This window comes from Allobosea sp. FW305-C-101 (genome assembly GCF_058783685.1).
The window spans coordinates 883,401-901,367 of sequence record NZ_JBYSYT010000002.1 but is presented as its reverse complement, the minus strand read 5'-3'; the positions used below and the strand labels follow the sequence as shown (position 1 = coordinate 901,367).

At 67.9% G+C, this 17,967-nt stretch carries 14 protein-coding genes; 6 read left to right on the top strand and 8 right to left on the bottom strand.

Features of this window, described 5'->3' with window-relative positions; genetic code table 11:
* The first annotated feature begins 166 nt into the window (after positions 1-166).
* Together AC3WMA_RS11790 and AC3WMA_RS11785 are read left to right on the top strand one after the other, a co-directional pair.
* Complete coding sequence (locus tag AC3WMA_RS11790) at positions 167-2,239, top strand: 3-hydroxyacyl-CoA dehydrogenase NAD-binding domain-containing protein (RefSeq protein WP_492285542.1); 2,073 nt, start codon at positions 167-169, stop codon at positions 2,237-2,239.
* Between the two features lie 172 nt (positions 2,240-2,411).
* Positions 2,412-3,467, top strand: a complete 1,056-nt coding sequence (locus AC3WMA_RS11785) for a DUF808 domain-containing protein (RefSeq protein WP_492285541.1) — start codon at positions 2,412-2,414, stop codon at positions 3,465-3,467.
* Positions 3,468-3,472: 5 nt separating this feature from the next.
* On the opposite strand, the gene AC3WMA_RS11780 is transcribed toward AC3WMA_RS11785, so the two are convergent.
* The 3 genes from AC3WMA_RS11780 to AC3WMA_RS11770 all read right to left on the bottom strand — a co-directional run bounded on the left by AC3WMA_RS11780 (position 3,473) and on the right by AC3WMA_RS11770 (position 7,347).
* Positions 3,473-4,153, bottom strand: a complete 681-nt coding sequence (locus AC3WMA_RS11780; RefSeq protein ID WP_492285540.1) for a nitroreductase — start codon at positions 4,151-4,153, stop codon at positions 3,473-3,475.
* 79 nt (positions 4,154-4,232) lie between these two features.
* Positions 4,233-5,618 (bottom strand): FAD-binding oxidoreductase, encoded by a 1,386-nt coding sequence (locus AC3WMA_RS11775; protein ID WP_492285539.1) that lies wholly within the window; start codon positions 5,616-5,618, stop codon positions 4,233-4,235.
* A 19-nt stretch (positions 5,619-5,637) separates the two neighbouring features.
* Complete coding sequence (locus tag AC3WMA_RS11770; RefSeq protein ID WP_492285538.1) at positions 5,638-7,347, bottom strand: lysine--tRNA ligase; 1,710 nt, start codon at positions 7,345-7,347, stop codon at positions 5,638-5,640.
* A 343-nt stretch (positions 7,348-7,690) separates the two neighbouring features.
* Here AC3WMA_RS11770 and AC3WMA_RS11765 point away from each other — a divergent pair, with 343 nt between their 5' ends.
* Positions 7,691-8,842, top strand: a complete 1,152-nt coding sequence (locus tag AC3WMA_RS11765; RefSeq protein WP_492285537.1) for an amidohydrolase — start codon at positions 7,691-7,693, stop codon at positions 8,840-8,842.
* Positions 8,843-8,845: 3 nt separating this feature from the next.
* Here AC3WMA_RS11765 and AC3WMA_RS11760 read toward each other — a convergent pair whose 3' ends face one another.
* The 3 genes from AC3WMA_RS11760 to uxaC all read right to left on the bottom strand — a co-directional run bounded on the left by AC3WMA_RS11760 (position 8,846) and on the right by uxaC (position 12,854).
* Positions 8,846-9,673, bottom strand: coding sequence for a transporter substrate-binding domain-containing protein (locus AC3WMA_RS11760; protein ID WP_492285536.1), 828 nt, complete (start codon positions 9,671-9,673; stop codon positions 8,846-8,848).
* A gap of 311 nt (positions 9,674-9,984) precedes the next feature.
* The gene (locus AC3WMA_RS11755) at positions 9,985-11,454 is read right to left on the bottom strand and encodes a mannitol dehydrogenase family protein (RefSeq protein ID WP_492285535.1); all 1,470 of its coding nucleotides are present in this window, start codon (positions 11,452-11,454) and stop codon (positions 9,985-9,987) included.
* On the bottom strand, positions 11,451-12,854 hold the full coding sequence (gene uxaC, locus AC3WMA_RS11750; RefSeq protein WP_492285534.1) for a glucuronate isomerase: 1,404 nt from the start codon (positions 12,852-12,854) through the stop codon (positions 11,451-11,453). Before uxaC ends, AC3WMA_RS11755 begins: the two co-directional genes overlap by 4 nt.
* A gap of 178 nt (positions 12,855-13,032) precedes the next feature.
* Between uxaC and AC3WMA_RS11745 the strand changes: the two genes are divergently transcribed.
* The 3 genes from AC3WMA_RS11745 to AC3WMA_RS11735 are packed head-to-tail and all read left to right on the top strand — an operon-like array spanning position 13,033 to position 16,350.
* Positions 13,033-14,523, top strand: a complete 1,491-nt coding sequence (locus AC3WMA_RS11745) for an ABC transporter substrate-binding protein (protein ID WP_492285533.1) — start codon at positions 13,033-13,035, stop codon at positions 14,521-14,523.
* 25 nt (positions 14,524-14,548) lie between these two features.
* Positions 14,549-15,493 (top strand): ABC transporter permease, encoded by a 945-nt coding sequence (locus tag AC3WMA_RS11740; protein WP_492285532.1) that lies wholly within the window; start codon positions 14,549-14,551, stop codon positions 15,491-15,493.
* Entirely contained in the window at positions 15,490-16,350 is an 861-nt protein-coding gene (locus AC3WMA_RS11735) for an ABC transporter permease (protein ID WP_492285531.1), read from the top strand. The genes AC3WMA_RS11740 and AC3WMA_RS11735 overlap by 4 nt, the downstream gene beginning before the upstream one ends.
* Positions 16,351-16,354: 4 nt before the next feature.
* Here AC3WMA_RS11735 and AC3WMA_RS11730 read toward each other — a convergent pair whose 3' ends face one another.
* Complete coding sequence (locus tag AC3WMA_RS11730; protein ID WP_492286097.1) at positions 16,355-16,897, bottom strand: DUF4337 domain-containing protein; 543 nt, start codon at positions 16,895-16,897, stop codon at positions 16,355-16,357.
* A gap of 133 nt (positions 16,898-17,030) precedes the next feature.
* On the bottom strand, positions 17,031-17,957 hold the full coding sequence (locus tag AC3WMA_RS11725; RefSeq protein WP_492285530.1) for a tyrosine recombinase XerC: 927 nt from the start codon (positions 17,955-17,957) through the stop codon (positions 17,031-17,033).
* Between the last annotated feature and the right edge of the window lie 10 nt (positions 17,958-17,967).

Here is a 17,967-nt window from a genome sequence, read left to right as displayed (position 1 = left end):
GGGATCGCACGGGCCTTCGCCGGGGGTCAAGCGAGGCCGGATGCGCCTTTCGTCGCCGCTCGGCGCTTGACATCGCGCGGGTGCGATCCTCCCCTGCGCGGCGAGACGCCTTCGCTGCCTTCGCGTGCGAGTCGAGGCGCGCAGGACTGGGATTGCGGAGACGTCGATGACGAAGGTTCAGCTTGAGGTTCGCGGCAAGGTCGCGATTGCCACGATCGACAATCCGCCGGTCAATGCGCTCGGCGCGGCCGTGCGCGAAGGGTTGGCGAGTGCCATCAAGCAGGCCAATGCCGATGCCGCGGTTGCCGCCATCGTCATCGCCTCCGCCGGCAAGGCCTTTATTGCGGGCGCCGATATCAGCGAGTTCGGCAAGCCGCCGGCCTCGCCCAGCCTGCCGGATGTACTCGACGTGATCGAGGCGTCGGCGAAGCCGGTCGTCGCGGCGATTCAGGGCATCGCGCTCGGCGGCGGGCTGGAAGTCGCACTCGCCTGCCACGGCCGCGTCGCGCTGCCGGCTGCCAAGCTCGGCCTGCCCGAGATCAAGCTCGGGCTCATTCCCGGTGCCGGCGGCACCCAGCGCCTGCCGCGCCTGATCGGGGCGGCCAAGGCCTTTCCGATCATGCTTTCGGGCGAGCCGATCTCGGCCGGCAAGGCGCTGGAATACGGGCTCCTCGACGAAGTCGTCTCCAGCGATGTCGTGGCCGCCGCGATCCATCTGGCCGAGGCGCTGGCGGCGGAGGGGCGCCGCCCGGTCACGAGCGAGGCCACCGGCGAATTGACCGATACCGATCGCCAGGCTTTCGAGACCCTGGCCAAGGACGCGGTGAAGAAGGCCGAGGGCATGCCGAACGTGCCGGCCTTGGTCGAGGCGGTGCGCGCGAGCTTCACGCTACCCTTCGCGGAGGGGGCGGCCGTCGAGCGCAAGCTCTTCCTGTCGCTGCTCGTCGACGAGCGCTCGAAGGCGCTGCGCCATGTCTTCTTTGCCGAGCGCGAGGTTGCGAAGGTGCCGGGCATCGGGCCGGAGGTGAAGCCACGCGAGATCGCCAGCGCCGCGGTGATCGGTGCCGGGACGATGGGCGGCGGCATCGCCATGTGCTTCGCCAATGCCGGCATCCCGGTGACGCTGATCGAGACGGCCAAGGCTGCGCTCGACAATGGCGTCAACCGCATCGGCGCGATCTACGACATCTCGGTTTCGCGGGGCTCGCTGACGCCTGAGGCGAAGGCCGGGCGCATGAAGCTGATCAAGCCGGCGGTCGGCCTCGCGGCTGCTGCCGGGGCCGATATCGTCATCGAGGCCGCCTTCGAGGAGATGGGCGTCAAGCAGCAGATCTTCGGCGAGCTCGACAAGGTGGCGAAGCCCGGCGCGATCCTCGCCAGCAACACCTCCTATCTCGACGTGCCCACCATCGCGGCGGCGACCAAGCGCCCGCAGGACGTGATCGGCATGCATTTCTTCAGCCCGGCCAATGTCATGAAGCTCTTGGAGATCGTCCGGCCGAAGGGTTCTGCGGACGATGCCATCGCGACCGCCGTGGCGCTCGGCCGGAAGCTCGGCAAGGTGCCGGTCGTGGTCGGCAACGGCTTCGGCTTCGTCGGTAACCGCATGCTGGAGCAGCGCACACGCGCCGCCGAACGGCTGCTGGTTGCGGGGGCGCTGCCGCATGAGGTCGATGCCGCGCTGGTCGGCTTCGGATTCAAGATGGGGCCCTTCGCCATGGCCGATCTCGCCGGCAACGATATCGGCTGGCGCTCGCGCAAGGCGCGCGGCCTCAAGGCTGCCGTGGCGGATGCGATCTGCGAGGCCGGCTGGTTCGGCCAGAAGACCGGGCGCGGCTATTACATCTATCCGCAAGGTGCGCGCAGCGGGCAGCGTTGCCCCGAGGTCGAGGCGTTGATCGCCCGCATCTCGGCCGAGCAGGGCGTGACGCGGCGCGCCTTCACGCAGGAGGAGATTCTGGCGCGGCTGCTCGATCCGATGGTCAACGAGGGCGCGCGCATCCTGGAAGAGGGCATCGCGGCGCGGCCGGGCGACATCGATATCGTCTGGATCAACGGCTATAACTGGCCGGCTTGGCGCGGCGGGCCAATGTTCTGGGCCGACAGCGTCGGGCTCGATGTGATCGTCAAGCGGCTGGAAGCGCTGGCGGCCGAGATTGGCGACAAGGCGCTGGAGCCGGCGCCGCTGCTCCGGCGCCTGGCAGCAGAGGGTAAGGGTTTCGCCAGTTTGAAGGGGTGATGGAGCAGGCTCGTCATGCTCGGGCTTGACCCGAGCATCTCTCGCCGGATGAGATTCCGTCACATCTATCTGCTAGAGATTCTCGGGTCTGCGCTTCGCTCCGCCCGAGAATGACGGCTGGCCGAAAGCACTCTATCCTCGCCTGATCCGATAACCTTCCGAGGAGAGCCGCTTGGCTTCGGGGCTGTTTGCGCTGCTGGACGACGTCGCCGGCATCGCCAAGATCGCGGCGTCCTCTGTCGACGATGTCGTCGCACAGGCCGGCAAGGCCGGAGCGAAGGCTGCGGGCGTCGTCATCGACGATGCCGCGGTGACGCCGCGCTATGCCGTCGGCTTCGCAGCGGCGCGCGAATTGCCGATCATCTGGCGGATCGCGATGGGCTCGCTGCGCAACAAGCTGCTCATCCTGTTGCCCGGCGCGCTCGTGCTGGCGCTGATCGCGCCCTGGGCGATCACGCCGCTTCTGATGGCAGGCGGCGTCTTCCTCTGCTTCGAGGGCGCCGAGAAGCTCTTGGAGCTGGTCATGCCGCATGGCGCCCATGGCGAGGGCAAAGCGGGCGAAGCAACCGGCGATCCGGCGGCGCTCGAACAGCAGAAGATCGCCGGCGCGGTGAAGACCGATTTCATCCTCTCGGCCGAGATCATGGCGATCACGCTGGCCGGCGTCGCCGACCAGTCCTTCTGGATGAAGGCGGCGGTGCTCGCCATCGTCGGCATCGGCATCACCGTCGTGGTCTATGGCGTCGTCGCGCTGATCGTGAAGGCCGACGATGCCGGTATGGCGCTCGCCGCCAACGAGCGGCCGGCGGCGAGCCTGCTCGGCCTGCGGCGGTTGGGTTCGGGGGAGGCCGGGTCGCTTGACCGCGCGCTATCCTGGCTGACGCAGCCCTTTGGGCGCAGCCTCGTCGTCGCCATGCCGCATTTCCTCAACCTGCTCGGCGTGGTCGGCACAGCGGCGATGCTCTGGGTCGGCGGCGGCATCATCATCCATGGGCTGGAAGAATATGGCCTCAGCGGCCTCGGGCATGGCGTCCACGACCTCACGGTCGCGGCCGGGCGAGCCTTGCCGGCAGCGCTGGCGGGTGCCGGCGAATGGTTGGCCGGAGCCGCGTTGGCAGCCGTGTTCGGGGTGATCGTCGGCGGCCTGACCATAGTCGCGATGCACTGGCTGGTCGGGCCGGTGGTCAAGCTGTTCCGCAAGGATGCGGCGGCGCAGACGGGCGCCTGACGCTCTCAATCCAGCCAGGTGGTGAAACCTTCGACAGGCTCGCGCTCTGGCACGAGGCGGTTGGCCGGCGCGTCGGGATCGGCCTTGCCAATGGCGATGCCGCAGACCACGACCTCGTCCTCGGGGATTGCGAGCTCGCGCCGGACGATCGGGTGGAACTGCGCGAAGATCGCCTGCGGGCAGGAATCGAGGCCATGCCCCTGCGCCGCGATCAGCAGCGTCTGGATGAACATGCCGAGATCGAGCCAGGAGCCAATCTCAAGGTCGCGGTCGATCGTCAGCATCAGCGCGACCGGCGCATCGAAGAAGCGCAGGTTCGCGGCTGTCTGGCGCTTCATGCCCTCGGTATCGCCTTTGACCACGCCGAGCAGGCTGTAGAGGTCCCAGCCGACCTTGCGGCGCCGTGCCAGATAGGGTTCGCGGAACTGCGCGGGATAGTAGCGGTACTCCTCGACGCCGGGGCGCCCGCCGGCATCGAGCGCGCCGAGCAGTGCCGTCTCCAGCCGCGCCCGCGACTGAGGGCCGATCACCCGGAGCTTCCAGGGCTGCATATTGGTGCCGGAGGGTGCCTGTGCCGCCAGATCGATCAGGCGGCGGACGAGGACGGGCTCTACCGGATCGGGCAGGAAGGCGCGGATGGCGCGGCGCGCGCGGATCGCGCGTTCGATGGCTTGGTCAGGCGTCATCTCGTCGATCATGCTCCGCGCACCCCGCGATCCGTCATGGCGCACGAGTCTGGCAGAGCCGATGGCCCGGCGCCATAGCTCAAGCAGGCAGGATGCGGCCGCGGTTGAGGATGTTGCCCGGGTCGAGCGTGCGCTTCAGCGTCGTCATCAGCGCGAGCTCGGCATCCGAGCGGCTCATGCCGAGATAGGGCTGCTTCAGCACGCCGACGCCATGCTCGGCCGAGATGCTGCCCTGCTTCTCGCGGACCAGCTCGTAGACGATCTCGGCGAAGCCAGAGAGATTGCCGGTCTCGTCATGGAGCGACAGATGCAGATTGCTGTCGGCGAGATGGCCGAAGACGATCGGGAAGGCGGTGGCGCTGCGGGCCTTGACCCGCTGGCGCAGCAGGGCGACCGCATCCGCCATGGCACCGAGGGGTATGCTGACATCGAAATGAACGCCGGGCGGCAGGTCGCGGTAGAACTCGTAATTCGCCTCGCGATAGGCCCAGAAGCGCTGCCGGTCGCGGCCGGACTGAGCGATCAGGGCATCGTCGAGCAGACCCTCCTCCGCCAGCTCGGCAAGGGCTTCCGCGAAGGTCTCCTCGCCGGTGCTGCCCGGCCCCATCGCGGCCTCGATGACGAGGATGAGTTCGGGTTCTGCGGCAAAGGGAACGGGTAGGCCGCCCTGTTCGGTCGCGGCCTTCATGTATTCCGACCACATCGCCTCGAAGGCGAGCAGGCCACCGCCGAGGCGGGCTTCGAGGCGGTTGAGCGCCGCGAGCGCCTTGGCGACGCTGCCGGCGGCGCAGAGCGCGGTCTGCGTGCCGGTCACCGCCGGCTGCAGGGCGAGCAGCACGCGGGTGACGACGCCGAGCGTGCCCTCGCTGCCGATGAAGAGCTGCGTCCAGTCGTAGCCGGCATTGTTCTTCACCACCTTCTTGAGATGGCTGACGATGCGGCCATCGGCCATCACCGCTTCGAGGCCGAGCACATTGCGGCGGGTCATGCCGTAGCGCAGCACCTGCACGCCGCCGGCATTGGTCGCGACATTGCCGCCGATGGTGCAGGTCCCGCGCGCGCCGAGATCGACGCCGTAGAGGAAGCCGGCAGCCGCGGCCTTCTCCTGAACGACCGCGAGCGGCGTGCCTGCGAGCACGGTCATGGTCCGCGTCACCGGGTCGATCTCCTCGATGCCGTTCATCTTCTCGAGCGAGAGCGCGACTTCGCCGACTTGCGGGGCGGCGCCGCCGGCGAGGCCGGTCATGCCGCCCTGGACGACGACGGGCAGCGCATGCCGCGAGCAGATCGCCAGCACCGCGGCGACCTCCTGGGTCGTCCTGGGCATGACGAGGAGGGCCGGCAGGCCCTCTTCGGTCTTGGAGGCGTCCTTGCGGTTGCGGGCGGGGATCGCCTCGCCGCTGCGCAGGCCACTGGCGCCGACCACCTCCGCCAGCGCTGCGAGCGCGTCGTCGGGAATGGTCATGGCAGGCTCCGTCGGCTCGTCAGTCGGCTTTGCGCGCCGCCAGGAAGGCGGCGTGTTCTTTGACCAGATCGCCGGCCAGCGCCTTGGCGATCAGGGCGCGAGTATTGGGCAGGCCGTAGATCGCCGCGAAGGAGCCGAAGCGCGGGCCCTGATCCTCGCCGAACATCACCTGGTAGATCGCTTTCCACCAGTCGCCGGACACGCCCGGCCGCTCCGGTGTCGCGTTCTTGGCGGTGAGGTTCTGATAGCGTGGGATGGCGCGGGCGACGTCCAGCGCCGTGTCCTGCACCATCTCCGGCGTCGGATCGGCCGGCAGGGCGGCCAAGGCGGCGTCGAGCTTGGCGAAGGCGTCGCGCTCGACTTCGTCGGCGGGGCGATAGCTTTTCGCCGGCTTCACGAAATCGCGGAAATAGGCGATCGCGTAGCCGACCAGCGCGTCGAGACGCGGATGGGTCTCGGGCGACATGCCCGGCGCATAGCGCTGGAGGAAACCCCAAAGCACGGCCTTGTCCTCGGAATTCGCGACGGCGACGAGGTTCATCAGCAGGCCGAAGGTGACCTGCGTGCGGACTGTGTTGTCGCCCTCGCCGGAGGCGATGACCTCGGGCGCCGGGGGATTGCCGGCATGGATATGCCAGACCGGGTTGCCGAGCCGGTTCTTCCAGTCCTGCTTCTCGTAGCCATTGAGGAACTGGAGGTACTCGTCGACCGCGCGCGGGATCACGTCGAAATGCAGCTTCTTCGCTTCGCGCGGGCGCTGGAACATGTAGAGCGCGAGGCTCTCCGGCGGGCCATAGGTCAGCCAGTCCTCGATGGTCAGGCCGTTGCCCTTCGACTTCGAGATCTTCTGGCCCTGCTCGTCCAAGAAGAGTTCGTAGTTGAAGCCCTCCGGCGGCGTGCCGTCGAGCGCGCGGGCGATCTGCGAGGAGACCTTGACCGAGTCGATCAGGTCCTTGCCAGCCATCTCGTAATCGACGCCGAGCGCGACCCAGCGCATCGCCCAGTCCGGCTTCCATTGCAGTTTCACATGGCCGCCGGTGACGGGGGAGACGAAGCGCTCCTTCGTGTCGGGATCGGTCCAGGCGATGGTGCCGGCCTCGACATCGACCTCATCGATCGGCACCTGCATGACGATGCGCGTCTTCGGGTGGATCGGCAGGAAGGGCGAATAGGTCGCGGCCCGCTCCTCGCGCAGCGTCGGCAGCATGATCTTCATCATGGCGTCGTAGCGGGCGAGCATCTTGAGCAGCGTCGCGTCGAACTCGCCGGCACGATACGAGTCGGTCGAGGACTTGAACTCGTAGTCGAAGCCGAAGCTGTCGAGGAAGGCGCAGAGTCGCGCATTGTTGTGGCGGCCGAACGAGTCATGCGTGCCGAACGGATCCGGCACCTCGGTCAAGGGCTTGCCGAGATTGGCCGCGAGCAGCTCCTTGTTCGGCACGTTATCCGGCACCTTGCGCAGACCGTCCATGTCGTCGGAGAAGGCGACGAGCCGGGTCGGGATCGTGTTGCCGGTCAGGACCTGGAAGGCGTGGCGGACCATCGAGGTGCGTGCGACCTCGCCGAAGGTGCCGATATGCGGCAGGCCCGAGGGGCCGTAGCCGGTCTCGAAGATCACCGATTTCTTGCCGGATTTCTCGATGCGGGCCACGAGCTTGCGCGCCTCCTCGAACGGCCAGGAGGCCGAACGCTGGGCGGCGTCAACGAGGGCTGCGTCGAAGGCGGGCATTTGGGCGGGTATCCTCTCCACGTCTGGTGGGCAACGAATTTGCAGTGCGCAAATTGTTGTTTGCGGCTTTCGCAGATTGCGAAGGGCGCCGTCAATGCGCGCGTGCTGGCAGGCTCGTCATGCTCGGGCTCGACCCGAGCATCTCGGACCGGAAAAGGCGCATGCATGGAACCTTCTCGGGAAAGAGATTCCCGGGTCTGCGCTGCGCTCCGCCCGAGAATGACGGCTGGCAAAATTGCTTGCCGGGAATGACGGTCTTCTCTTTTCCGTGGTTGCCGCGCCGGTGGCGGAGGATAATCTGCTTCCTTTCGTATCTGACCACGCCTTTGAAAGGATGCCCGCCTTGGACCGCGACCTGCTCGACAAGCTGACCGCCTGGCGACGCCATCTCCACGCCCATCCCGAGCTCGGGCGCGAGGAGAAGCTGACCAGCGCTTTCGTGCAGGAGAAGCTGACCGAGCTTGGCGTGCCCTTCGTCGCCAATGTCGGCGGCTATGGCGTGGTGGCGACGCTGACGAAGGGGGCCTCCGAGCGCACGGTCGGCCTGCGCGCCGACATGGACGCGCTGCCGATCCAGGAGGTCAACGATCTCCCCTACAAGTCGAAGACGCCGAATGTGATGCATGCCTGCGGCCATGACGGCCACACCACCTCGCTGCTCGGCGCGGCGGCACTGCTCAAGGCGGATGAGGGCTGGAGCGGAACGGTGCAGTTCGTCTTCCAGCCGGCGGAGGAGGGCACGGGCGGCGCGCTCGCCATGCTCGCCGACGGCGTGCTGGAGCGCTTCCCGATGGAGCGCGTCTTCGCGCTGCATAACTGGCCGGGGCTCGCAGCCGGCACCGTTGCCGTGCATCGTGGGCCGGTGATGTCCGAGCCCGGGCGCTTCAAGATCACGCTGACCGGCAAGGCCGGGCATGCGGCGCTGCCTGAGCAGACCCATGACCCGATCGTGGCGATGGGGCATCTGATCGTCGCGCTGCAGACGATCGTCTCGCGCAATGTCGATCCGATGGAATCGGCGGTGGTCTCGATCGGCCAGGTCCATGGCGGGCTCGCCTCCAACCAGATCCCGACCAATGTCTTCATCGAGGGCACGTTCCGCACCTTCGTGCCGGCCGTGCGCGATCGCCTGCTGGCGCGCCTCAAGGGCATCGGCGAGAACATCGCCGCGACCTTCGAGATGACGGCCGAGGTCGAGTTCACCTATGGCAGCGCCACGATCAATACGCCTGCGGAAGAGGACATGGCCGCCGCTGCCGGCGAGGCCGCCGGGCTTCCCGTCCGGCGCGACATGAAGGCGAGTACGACCGGCGAGGATTTCGCCTATTTCCTGGAGAAGCGCCCGGGCTGCTACATCTGGATGGGCAACGGCCCGTCGGTGAACGGCGGCGACCTGCATAACGACCGCTACAACTTCAACGACGAAATCCTGCCGGCCGCTTCCGGCTGGCTGGCGGCGGTGGCGAAGCAGGCGCTCAGCAGCAACGCGCCCTGACGCTCAGTACGGGCTGACCGGGAAGAAGCGCAGGTAGAGACGGGCATAGGTCCCGTCGTCCCAGAGGCCCTGCAGCGCGTAATCGATCGCGCGCTTCAGGGCGGGATCGTCCTTGCGCAGGAGAAAGGCGACGCCCTCGCCGAAATAGCGGCTCTCCAGATAGGGCCCGCCCGAGAAGGCGAACTCGCCGCCGCTGCCGGCGAGCGCCAGCGACAGGGCCACACCATCGCCGAAGACATATTCCGCCTCGCCGCTGCGGAGTGCGGCGATCGCGGCGTTCAGACTGGCGCTCTCGCGACGCTGCACGAAGGGCATGAGCCGCTCGAGGAAAGCGAGATGCGCCGTGCCGGAAACGACCGCGACGCGCCGTCCTTGAAGAGCCGCGCCGTCGAGCGCTGCCCGTGCATTGCCGCGCGTGGTGATGAAGCGGGCGGGCGCGCGGAAATAGAGATGGCTGGCGGCGAAGCGTTCGCGCAGGGCCGGTGTCAGGTTCATCGCGGCGGCGAGCACGTCGCCCCGGCCTTCGGCCAGCGAGTCGGTCAGCGTATCGAAGCGGCGCGGCTGGACCGTGCAGGTCCAGGCGAGCTTCTCGCAGATGGCGCGGGCGAGCTCGACCGAGAAGCCGGTCAGCGCCCCGTCCGGCCCGGCGAAGTGGAAGGGCGGATAATCGTCATCGGCGAGGAAGCGCACGACGCGGGGCGGGCCGGGCTCCGGGCGGTCGAGCCGGATGCGCGGGTCCCAGAGATTGGGGATGGCGATGCGCGGCGGCTCCTGCGCCAGGGCCGTGGCGGCGGTGAGGAGCGAGACTGCAAGAGTGAGCGCGCGAAGCATCGCGCCTATGTGGCGTGGGATGCGAGCGCGGATCAAGGGGATGGGAGCTGCGCTAGACAGGCGGGGGTAGGCGCGCGAACCGCGGGGAACCCTCTCCCATAGGGAGAGGGTAGGGTGAGGGGTAGGCCGTTGGACGTTGTGGCTGAGACCTGACCGCCGCTGCGGTGAGCGCGCGTTTTACGGGTCGAGGGGCCTACACCTCACCCCTGCCCCTCTCCTTACAGGAGAGGAGTTCCCCGCAGTTCCAGCGCCTTCTCGTCACGAGATTCTCGGGTCGAAGCTGTGCTTCGCCCGAGAATGACGGCTTGAGCTTAGCCGAGGTTTGCCGCCGTCGCCTTCGCGCCCTTGCCGAGGAGAGAGGCGAGGTGAGCGGTCAGCGGTTTTGTAAACCGAAGGTCGCCCGGTAGGTCGGTCCCGAAGATCGCTTCGATCCCGGTCAATGCGGCGACCAGTGCGCTTGCGTCGCGCCCAGCGGCTTCCGTGCGACGCTTCAGTTCAGCGGCCAGCGGGTCGCGGACGTCGATGGCGGCGCCCTTCTCGTCGGTGCCGGTGACGTAACGCATCCAGGCCGCGACCCCGAGTGCGAGGTGGTCGATCGGGGAGCTAGCCTTCAACCGCTCGCGGATGGTGCCGAGCAGGCGCTGCGGCAGTTTCTGCGAACCGTCCATGGCGATCTGCCAAGTGCGGTGGCGGATCGCAGGATTCTGGAAGCGAGCGAGCAACGCTTTGGCGTAATCCGCGAGTACGACACCTTGCGGCGCCGGCACGGTCGGGATGATCTCGGCCCAGAGACCTCCAAGGAAGCGGGCGAGGACGGGATCTCCGCTGGCCTCGGCCACCGTCTCATGGCCGGCGAGGTAGCCGAGATAGGCGAGCGAGGAATGCGCGCCGTTGAGCATGCGCAGCTTCATGAACTCGAAGGGCGCGACTTCGGAGACCATCTGGGCGCCGACTTCATGCCAATCCGGGCGGCCGTTGGCGAAGGCGTCCTCGATTGCCCATTGCCGGAAGGGCTCGCCGATCACGGGTGCGGCATCCTCAGTGCCGATCAGCCGGGCCACCTCGGCGATATCGGCCTCCGTCGTCGCCGGCACGATGCGGTCGACCATGGTCGCCGGGAAGGCGCCGTTGGCCTCGATCCAGGCGGCGAGCTTGTCGTCGGTCAGCGCTGCGAGATCGCGGACGAGGCCGCGCAGGACATGACCGTTGGAGGGGAGGTTGTCGCAACAGAGCGCGGTGAACGGCCCGAGCCCGGCATCGCGGCGCGCCTTCAGGCCGGCGACGAGGATGCCGACGGCGGAGCGTGGCGCTTGGGGGGTGGCGAGGTCATGGACGATATCGGGATGGTCGGCCTTGAGCCCGCCGGTCGCCGGATCGTGGCAATAGCCTTTCTCGGTGACGGTGAGCGAGACGATGCGGGTCTCGGGGGCTGCCAGCCGTGCGATGAGCGCGGAGGGGCTTTCGGGCGCGACGAGCACGTCGAGCACCGAACCGATGACGCGCAGTTCCGGCCCGGTCGGGGCGAGCTTGAGCAGGGTGTAGAGCCCGTCCTGCGGTTTCAGCCGGTCGCGCTGGTCGGGGCGCTGAAGGCTGGCGCCGACGATGCCCCAGGCGCCGAAGCGCTTTTCCAGGGCGTCCTCGGTATATTCGGCGAGGTGGCCGCGGGCGAAGGCGCCGAGCCCGAGATGGACGATGCCGGGCTTGAGTGCCGAGCGGTCATAGGCCGGGCGGTGGACCGAGGCGGGCAGGCCGGCGAGCGTGGCGGCGGAGAGGCGGGTCACAGCTTGTAGGCCTCCTTGGCGAGGCGATAGGCGAGGTCATAGGCGACCTCGGCCGCCTCATCCTCCTCCAGCCGGTGCTCGGCGACCAGCTTGGCGAGATAGGCGCAGTCGACACGGCGCGCGACGTCGTGGCGGGCGGGGATCGAGAGATAGGCGCGGGTGTCGTCGTTGAAGCCGACGGTGTTGTAGAATCCGGCCGTCTCGGTCGTCAGCTCGCGGAAGCGCAGCATCGCCTCCGGCGCATCGAGGAACCACCAGCCCGGCCCGAGCCGCAGCGCCGGGTAATGACCGGCGAGCGGGGCGAGTTCGCGCGAGTAGGCTGTCTCGTCGAGGGTGAAGGCAATGACGGTGAGGCCCGGCTCATTGCCGACGGCGTCGAGCAGCGGCTTCAGCGCTTCGACGTAATTCGTCTCGGTCGGAATATCGCAACCCATGTCGCGGCCGAAATGCTCGAACAGCGCGGCGTTGTGATTGCGATGGGATCCGGGATGGATCTGGAGGACGAGCCCGTCATCGAGGCTCATCTTCGCCATCTCGGTCAGCATCTGGCCGCGGAACAGGTCGGCGTCCTTCGCGGAGACCTTGCCCTTCAGGATCTTCGCATAGAGCTTCTCGGCATCGGCATCCGAGAGATTGGCGGTGCGGGCCGTGGCATGGCCATGGTCGGAGGAGGTGGCGCCGCGCTCCTTGAAATAGGCGCGCCGCTTGCGATGAGCGGCGAGATAGCCGGTCCAGGAACCGATATCCTCAGCCGTCAGTTCGCCGAATTTTTCGAGATTGTCGGCGAAGCCCTCGAACTCGGGATCGACGACGCTGTCGGGGCGATAGGCCGTGACGACCTTGCCGTCCCAGCCGGAATTGCGGGTCATGTCATGCCAGCGCAGATCGTCGAGCGCGCCTTCGGTCGTGCTGATCGCCTCGATGTTGAAGCGCTTGAACAGGGCACGCGGGCGCAGCTCGGGCTCTTCCAGCTTCGCAGCGATCCTGTCGTAGATCTTGTCGGCGTTCTCCGGCGTCAGGCGCTCGTTGATGCCGAAGACGGTTGAGGTTGCGTGCTCGAACCAGAGCCGCGTCGGCGTGCCCCGGAACAGGTGCCAATGGTCGGCGAAGAGCTTCCAGATCTTGCGCGGATCGGTCTCGACCTCCCCGCCATCCTTTCTGTTGATGCCGAGCTGCTCCAGCCGGATGCCCTGCGAATAGAGCATGCGGAAGATGTAGTGGTCCGGCTTGACGAAGAGGGTCGCCGGATCGGGAAAGGCGTTGTCCTCGGCATACCAGCGCGGATCGGTATGGCCGTGCGGCGAGATGATCGGCAGGTCGCGGACCGTGGCGAAGAGCCGGCGCGCGATGCCGCGCGTCACCGGATCGGCGGGAAAGAGGCGATCATCGTGCAGCAGCATGGGCATCTCCATCGGTCGCACCGATCTCTAGAGCCGGGCGCGGCAGGGGTCAATCGCCTGGTATACTAGTGCGCCAGATGGTGGCTTTTGCCCAACGGGGATTGCGGCGCGGGCGGGCTTGCGCTCGCCGCGCTTCCCGCGCCATCTTCGCGCCGCAACGAGCATCGGAGCGATGGACATGACGACGCGGCGTGAACTCCTGGCAGGGGCGGGACTGGCAGCGCTGGCGGCGCAGCTTCCCGTCGTCGCGCTGGCCCAGGCGAAGGACAGCGTCACCATCGCCCAGACGCTGGAGCCGCCGACGCTGGACCCGACCTCCGGCGCCGCGCAGGCGATCCGCGAGGTCACGCTGCAGAACATCTTCGAGGGGCTGGTCAAGATCGACCGCACCGGCAAGCTGCAGCCCTGCCTCGCCGAGAGCTGGCAGATCGCCGAGGACAACGTGACCTACCGCTTCAAGCTGCGGCAGGGCGCCAAGTTCCATGACGACACGCCCTTCACCTCCGAACAGGTGAAGTTCTCGTTCGAGCGCGCGGTCGCGGCCGACTCGACTAACGCCCAGCGCCAGCTCTTCACACCGATCGCCGAGATCACGACGCCGGACCCGGCGACCGTGGTGATCAAGCTGAAGCAGCCGACGGCTAATTTCCTCTTCGGCCTCGCCTGGGGCGATGCGGTGATCGTGGCGCCGGCCACGGCTGCTAACAACAAGACCAACCCGGTCGGCACCGGCCCGTTCAAATTCGTGCGCTGGAACCGCGGTGACCGGCTCGAGCTCGCCCGCAACGAGGGCTATTGGGGCGAGAAGCCGGCGCTGGCCAAGGCGACCTTCCGCTTCATGTCCGACCCGCAGGCGCAAGTCGCGGCGCTCCGGGCCGGCGATGTCGATGCCCATACCAATCTCTCGGCGCCGGAGGCCGTGCCGCAACTCAAGGCCGATGCCAAGCTCAAGGTCACGATCGGCGGCACCGAGGGCGAGACGGTGCTCGGCACCAACAATGCCAAGCCGCCCTTCGACAACCTGAAGGTCCGGCAGGCCATCGCGCACGCGCTCGACCGCAAGACCATCGCGCTCGGCGTCTACGGTTTCGACGTCAACCTGATCGGCAGCCATTTCTCGCCGCTGCACCCGGCCTATGTCGATCTGACAGGCACCTATCCTTACGACCCCGCCAAGGCGAAGGCGCTGCTCAAGGAGGCCGGCTTCCCGAACGGCTTCAACTGTACGCTGAAGCTGCCGCCACCCTCCTATGCCCGCCGCTCCGGCGAGATCGTCGCGGCGCTGCTGGCGCAGGTCGGCATCAACGCGGCGATCGAGCCGCTGGAATTCCCGCAATGGCTGGAGCGCGTCTTCCGCAACAAGGATTACGATCTCAGCATCATCGCCCATACCGAGCCGCTCGACATCGATATCTACGCGCGCGACACGTACTATTTCCAGTACAAGAACCCCGAGTTCAACGCGCTGATCGCGAAGATCGCAGCGACCCTGCCGGAAGCGGAGCGCAACGCGCTCTACAAGCAGGCGCAGGAAAAGCTGGCGCGCGACGCGGTCAACGGCTTCCTGTTCATCCTGCCCAAGATCACGGTGGCGAACGCCGCGTTGGAGGGCATGTGGACCGACTGGCCGCTGCCGGTGACGCCACTGGCGGAATTGCGCTGGCGGTGAGGCCGCCGGCAGGCGGCGGCACGCCATGATCGGCTACATCCTGCGCCGGCTCGTCGCGCTGGGCCTGACCCTGCTCGCGGCGGCGCTGGTCATCTTCGTGGTACTCGAAATCCTGCCGGGCGACCCGGCAGCGGTGACGCTCGGCCTGAACGCTGCGCCGGAGGCGCTGGCTGCTTTGCGCGCCGAGATGGGCCTCGACAAGCCTGCGGTGCTACGCTTCTTCATCTGGCTCGGTGGGCTCGTCACGGGCGATCTCGGCCAGAGCTACACCTATCGCGTGCCGGTGCTGCAGCTCATCACCGAGCGCATGGCGGTGACGCTGCCGCTCGCGCTGATGGCGATCGCGCTGGCCACCGCGATCGGCGTCCCGCTCGGCATGCTCGCGGCCTCGCGTCATGGCCGGCTGGCCGATGCCGGCGTCATGGCCTTCGCTCAGGCCGGGCTCGCCATTCCGAATTTCTGGTTCGGCCTCTTGCTCGTGCTCGTCTTCGCGGTTGGCCTCGGCTGGCTGCCGGCCGGCGGCTTTCCGGGCTGGCAGGCGGGATTCGGCACCGCGCTGAAGGCGCTTCTGATGCCGGCATTAGCGCTCGCCCTGCCGCAGGCGGCGATCATCGCGCGGGTGACGCGCTCCTCGATGCTCGACACGCTGCAGGAGGATTTCGTCCGCACCGCCCGTGCCAAGGGATTGAGCGAGGGCACGACGATGCGCCGGCACGCGCTGCGCAACGCGCTGATCCCGGTCGTCACGATCCTTGGCCTGCAATTCTCGGTGCTCATCGCGGGCGCGATCATCATCGAGAACGTCTTCGCCCTGCCGGGACTGGGGCGATTGGTCTTCCAGGCCATCGCCCAGCATGACCTGATCGTGGTCAAGGACCTCGTCATGCTCTTCGCCGGGCTGGCGATCCTGATCAATTTCGCGGTCGAACTGCTCTACGGGCTGATCGATCCGCGCCTGAGGCAGTCATGAGCGCCGTCGAGACGAAAGCGCCGGGCGGCAAGCGGCACTGGTGGCTCGCGCCCTCCTTCGTGATCGGGGTGGTGCTGGCCACGCTCGTCGTCGCCGCGGCGCTGATCTCCTATATCTGGACGCCCTACCAGCCGACGCAGATGATGATCCTGAACCGGCTCAAGGGGCCGTCGGCCGTGAACTGGTTCGGCACCGACCAGTTCGGCCGCGACGTCTTCTCGATGATCATGGTCGGCGCCCGCAATTCGCTCGCGGTCGGGCTGGGCGCGGTCGGCATCGGCATGGTGATCGGGACGGCGCTGGGGCTGGCGGCCTCGGTGCGGCGCGACGGCATCCTCGACCATGTCATCATGCGCACCGCCGATTTCACCCATGCCTTTCCGGCGGTGCTGACCGCGATCATGATGACGGCGATCGTCGGGCCCGGCATGCTCAATGCCGTCGTCGCCATCGCCGTGCTGAACCTGCCCTATTTCGCGCGGTTGTCGCGCGGTGCGGCCTTGCAGGTCTGGGCGCAGGATTTCATCCAGGCGGCACGGGCGGCGGGTTTGAACAACCGGCAGATCACGCTGCGCCATGTTCTGCCGAATATCGCCGGCATTCTGGTGGTACAGGCGACGATCCAGTTCGCGCTGGCGGTGCTGGCCGAGGCGGGGCTCTCCTATCTCGGACTCGGCACGCAGCCACCGAACCCGTCCTGGGGGCGGATGCTCAACGAGGCGCAGACCTTCATGGCGGCGCAGCCCTGGCTCGCGATCTTTCCGGGTGCCGCGATCGCGCTGACCGTGCTCGGCTTCAACCTGCTCGGCGACGGCCTGCGCGACGCGGTCGATCCGCGCCTGCGCCGCAGCCGGTGAGGCGCTAGAACAGCGCGGTCGGGGCGAACTGGGCGAGCGCCATCAGCGCGATGCCGGCAATGCCGAGCAGGCCACCGGTCGCGGCGAGCAGGCCGACGCCGGTGATGATCGCGGCTGAGGAGATGACGATCGCGATCTGGATCAGGCCCGAGGCGATGTCGAACTTGTCGTCGCGGGCGGCGGCGATGTCGCGCTGCGCCTCGGCCGCCTTGGCGCGGGCGGCGAGCTCCTTGCGGCCCTCCTGGGTCTCCGGCTCGGAATCGTAGCGCGCGACGGTCTGCTTCCAGCTCTCGATGCGCTTGGTCAGGCGCTGCCGGCCGGCTTCGTCGGTGATGCCGGCAAGCTCGACTTCCAGCGCCTCGGCGGCGGTGCGCACGGTCGTGCCGCGAATCGTCTTGGCCTGGAAAAAGGCCCAGAGATTGGAGGCCTCGATGTTCTTGGCGACGGCCTCCTGCTCGGCGTTCTTGCCGCCGATCTCGGAGAAGGCGAGCGCGAGCGCCAGCAGCGCGATCAGAAGGGCGATACGCTTGTTGCCGCCCTCTGGCATTTCGACGGAACCGGACACGAATCACCTCGCAGCGCCATGGTGGCGGCGCTGTTTAAGGCTTTCCCATAAGTCAGCAAGATGTCGGATTGCACCGAATTCTTCCGAAAGGTGCTTTCCACTTCGCGGTTCGATGTCAGCGGCCGGCGCGCGGATGGGCAGCGTCATAGGCGGCCATCAGGCGGGCCGAGTCGATGCGGGTATAGATCTGCGTCGTCGAGAGCGAGGCGTGGCCGAGCAGCTCCTGGATGGCGCGGAGATCGCCGCCGCGGCCCAGCAGGTGCGTGGCGAAGGAATGGCGCAGGGAATGCGGCGTCGCGGAGGAAGGCAGGCCGAGCGCGCCACGCAGACTTTCGACCGCGAGCTGGATGATGCGGGGCGAGAGCGGGCCGCCCTTGGCGCCGACGAAGAGCGGGCCGCCCAGTGGCAGCCGCCAGGGGCAGAGCTTGAGATATTCGGCGATGGCCGCGATCACGACGGGCAGCACGGGAACCATCCGGGTCTTGCTGCCCTTGCCGATGACGGTGAGCGTATCGCCGGCCTGTTGCGGCGCCTGGGCGCGGGTAAGCGAGAGCGCCTCCGAGATGCGCAGGCCGCTGCCATAGAGCAGGCCGAGCACGGCAGCGTCGCGGGCGAGAATCCATTGCTCGCGCTCCTCGCCGGCGCGGGTATCGGCCTGGGTGACAGCGCGGGCGGCGGAAGGTTCGAGCGGGCGCGGCAGCGACTTGCCGAGGCGCGGACCGCGCGTCGCGGCGAAGGCGGCGGCGGTGAGCTTGCCCTGGCGCTCGCCGAAGCGGGCGAAGGAGCGCAAAGCTGCGAGCTGGCGCATCAAAGTGCGGTTGCCGACATTGTCGCGGCGGCGCTGGCCGAGGAAGGCGCGCAGGTCGACGGGCTTCAGCGCGGCGATGTCCGAAAGCGACGGCGCGCCGCCGAGATGCCCGGTCAGGAAGGCGTGGAACTGGCCAAGATCGCGGGAATAGGCCTCCAGCGTCTTCGGCGAGAGGCGCCGCTCGGCCGAGAGGTGGCTGAGCCAGTCGCGGCGGAAGGAGTCGAAATCGGTCATCGCGGAAGCA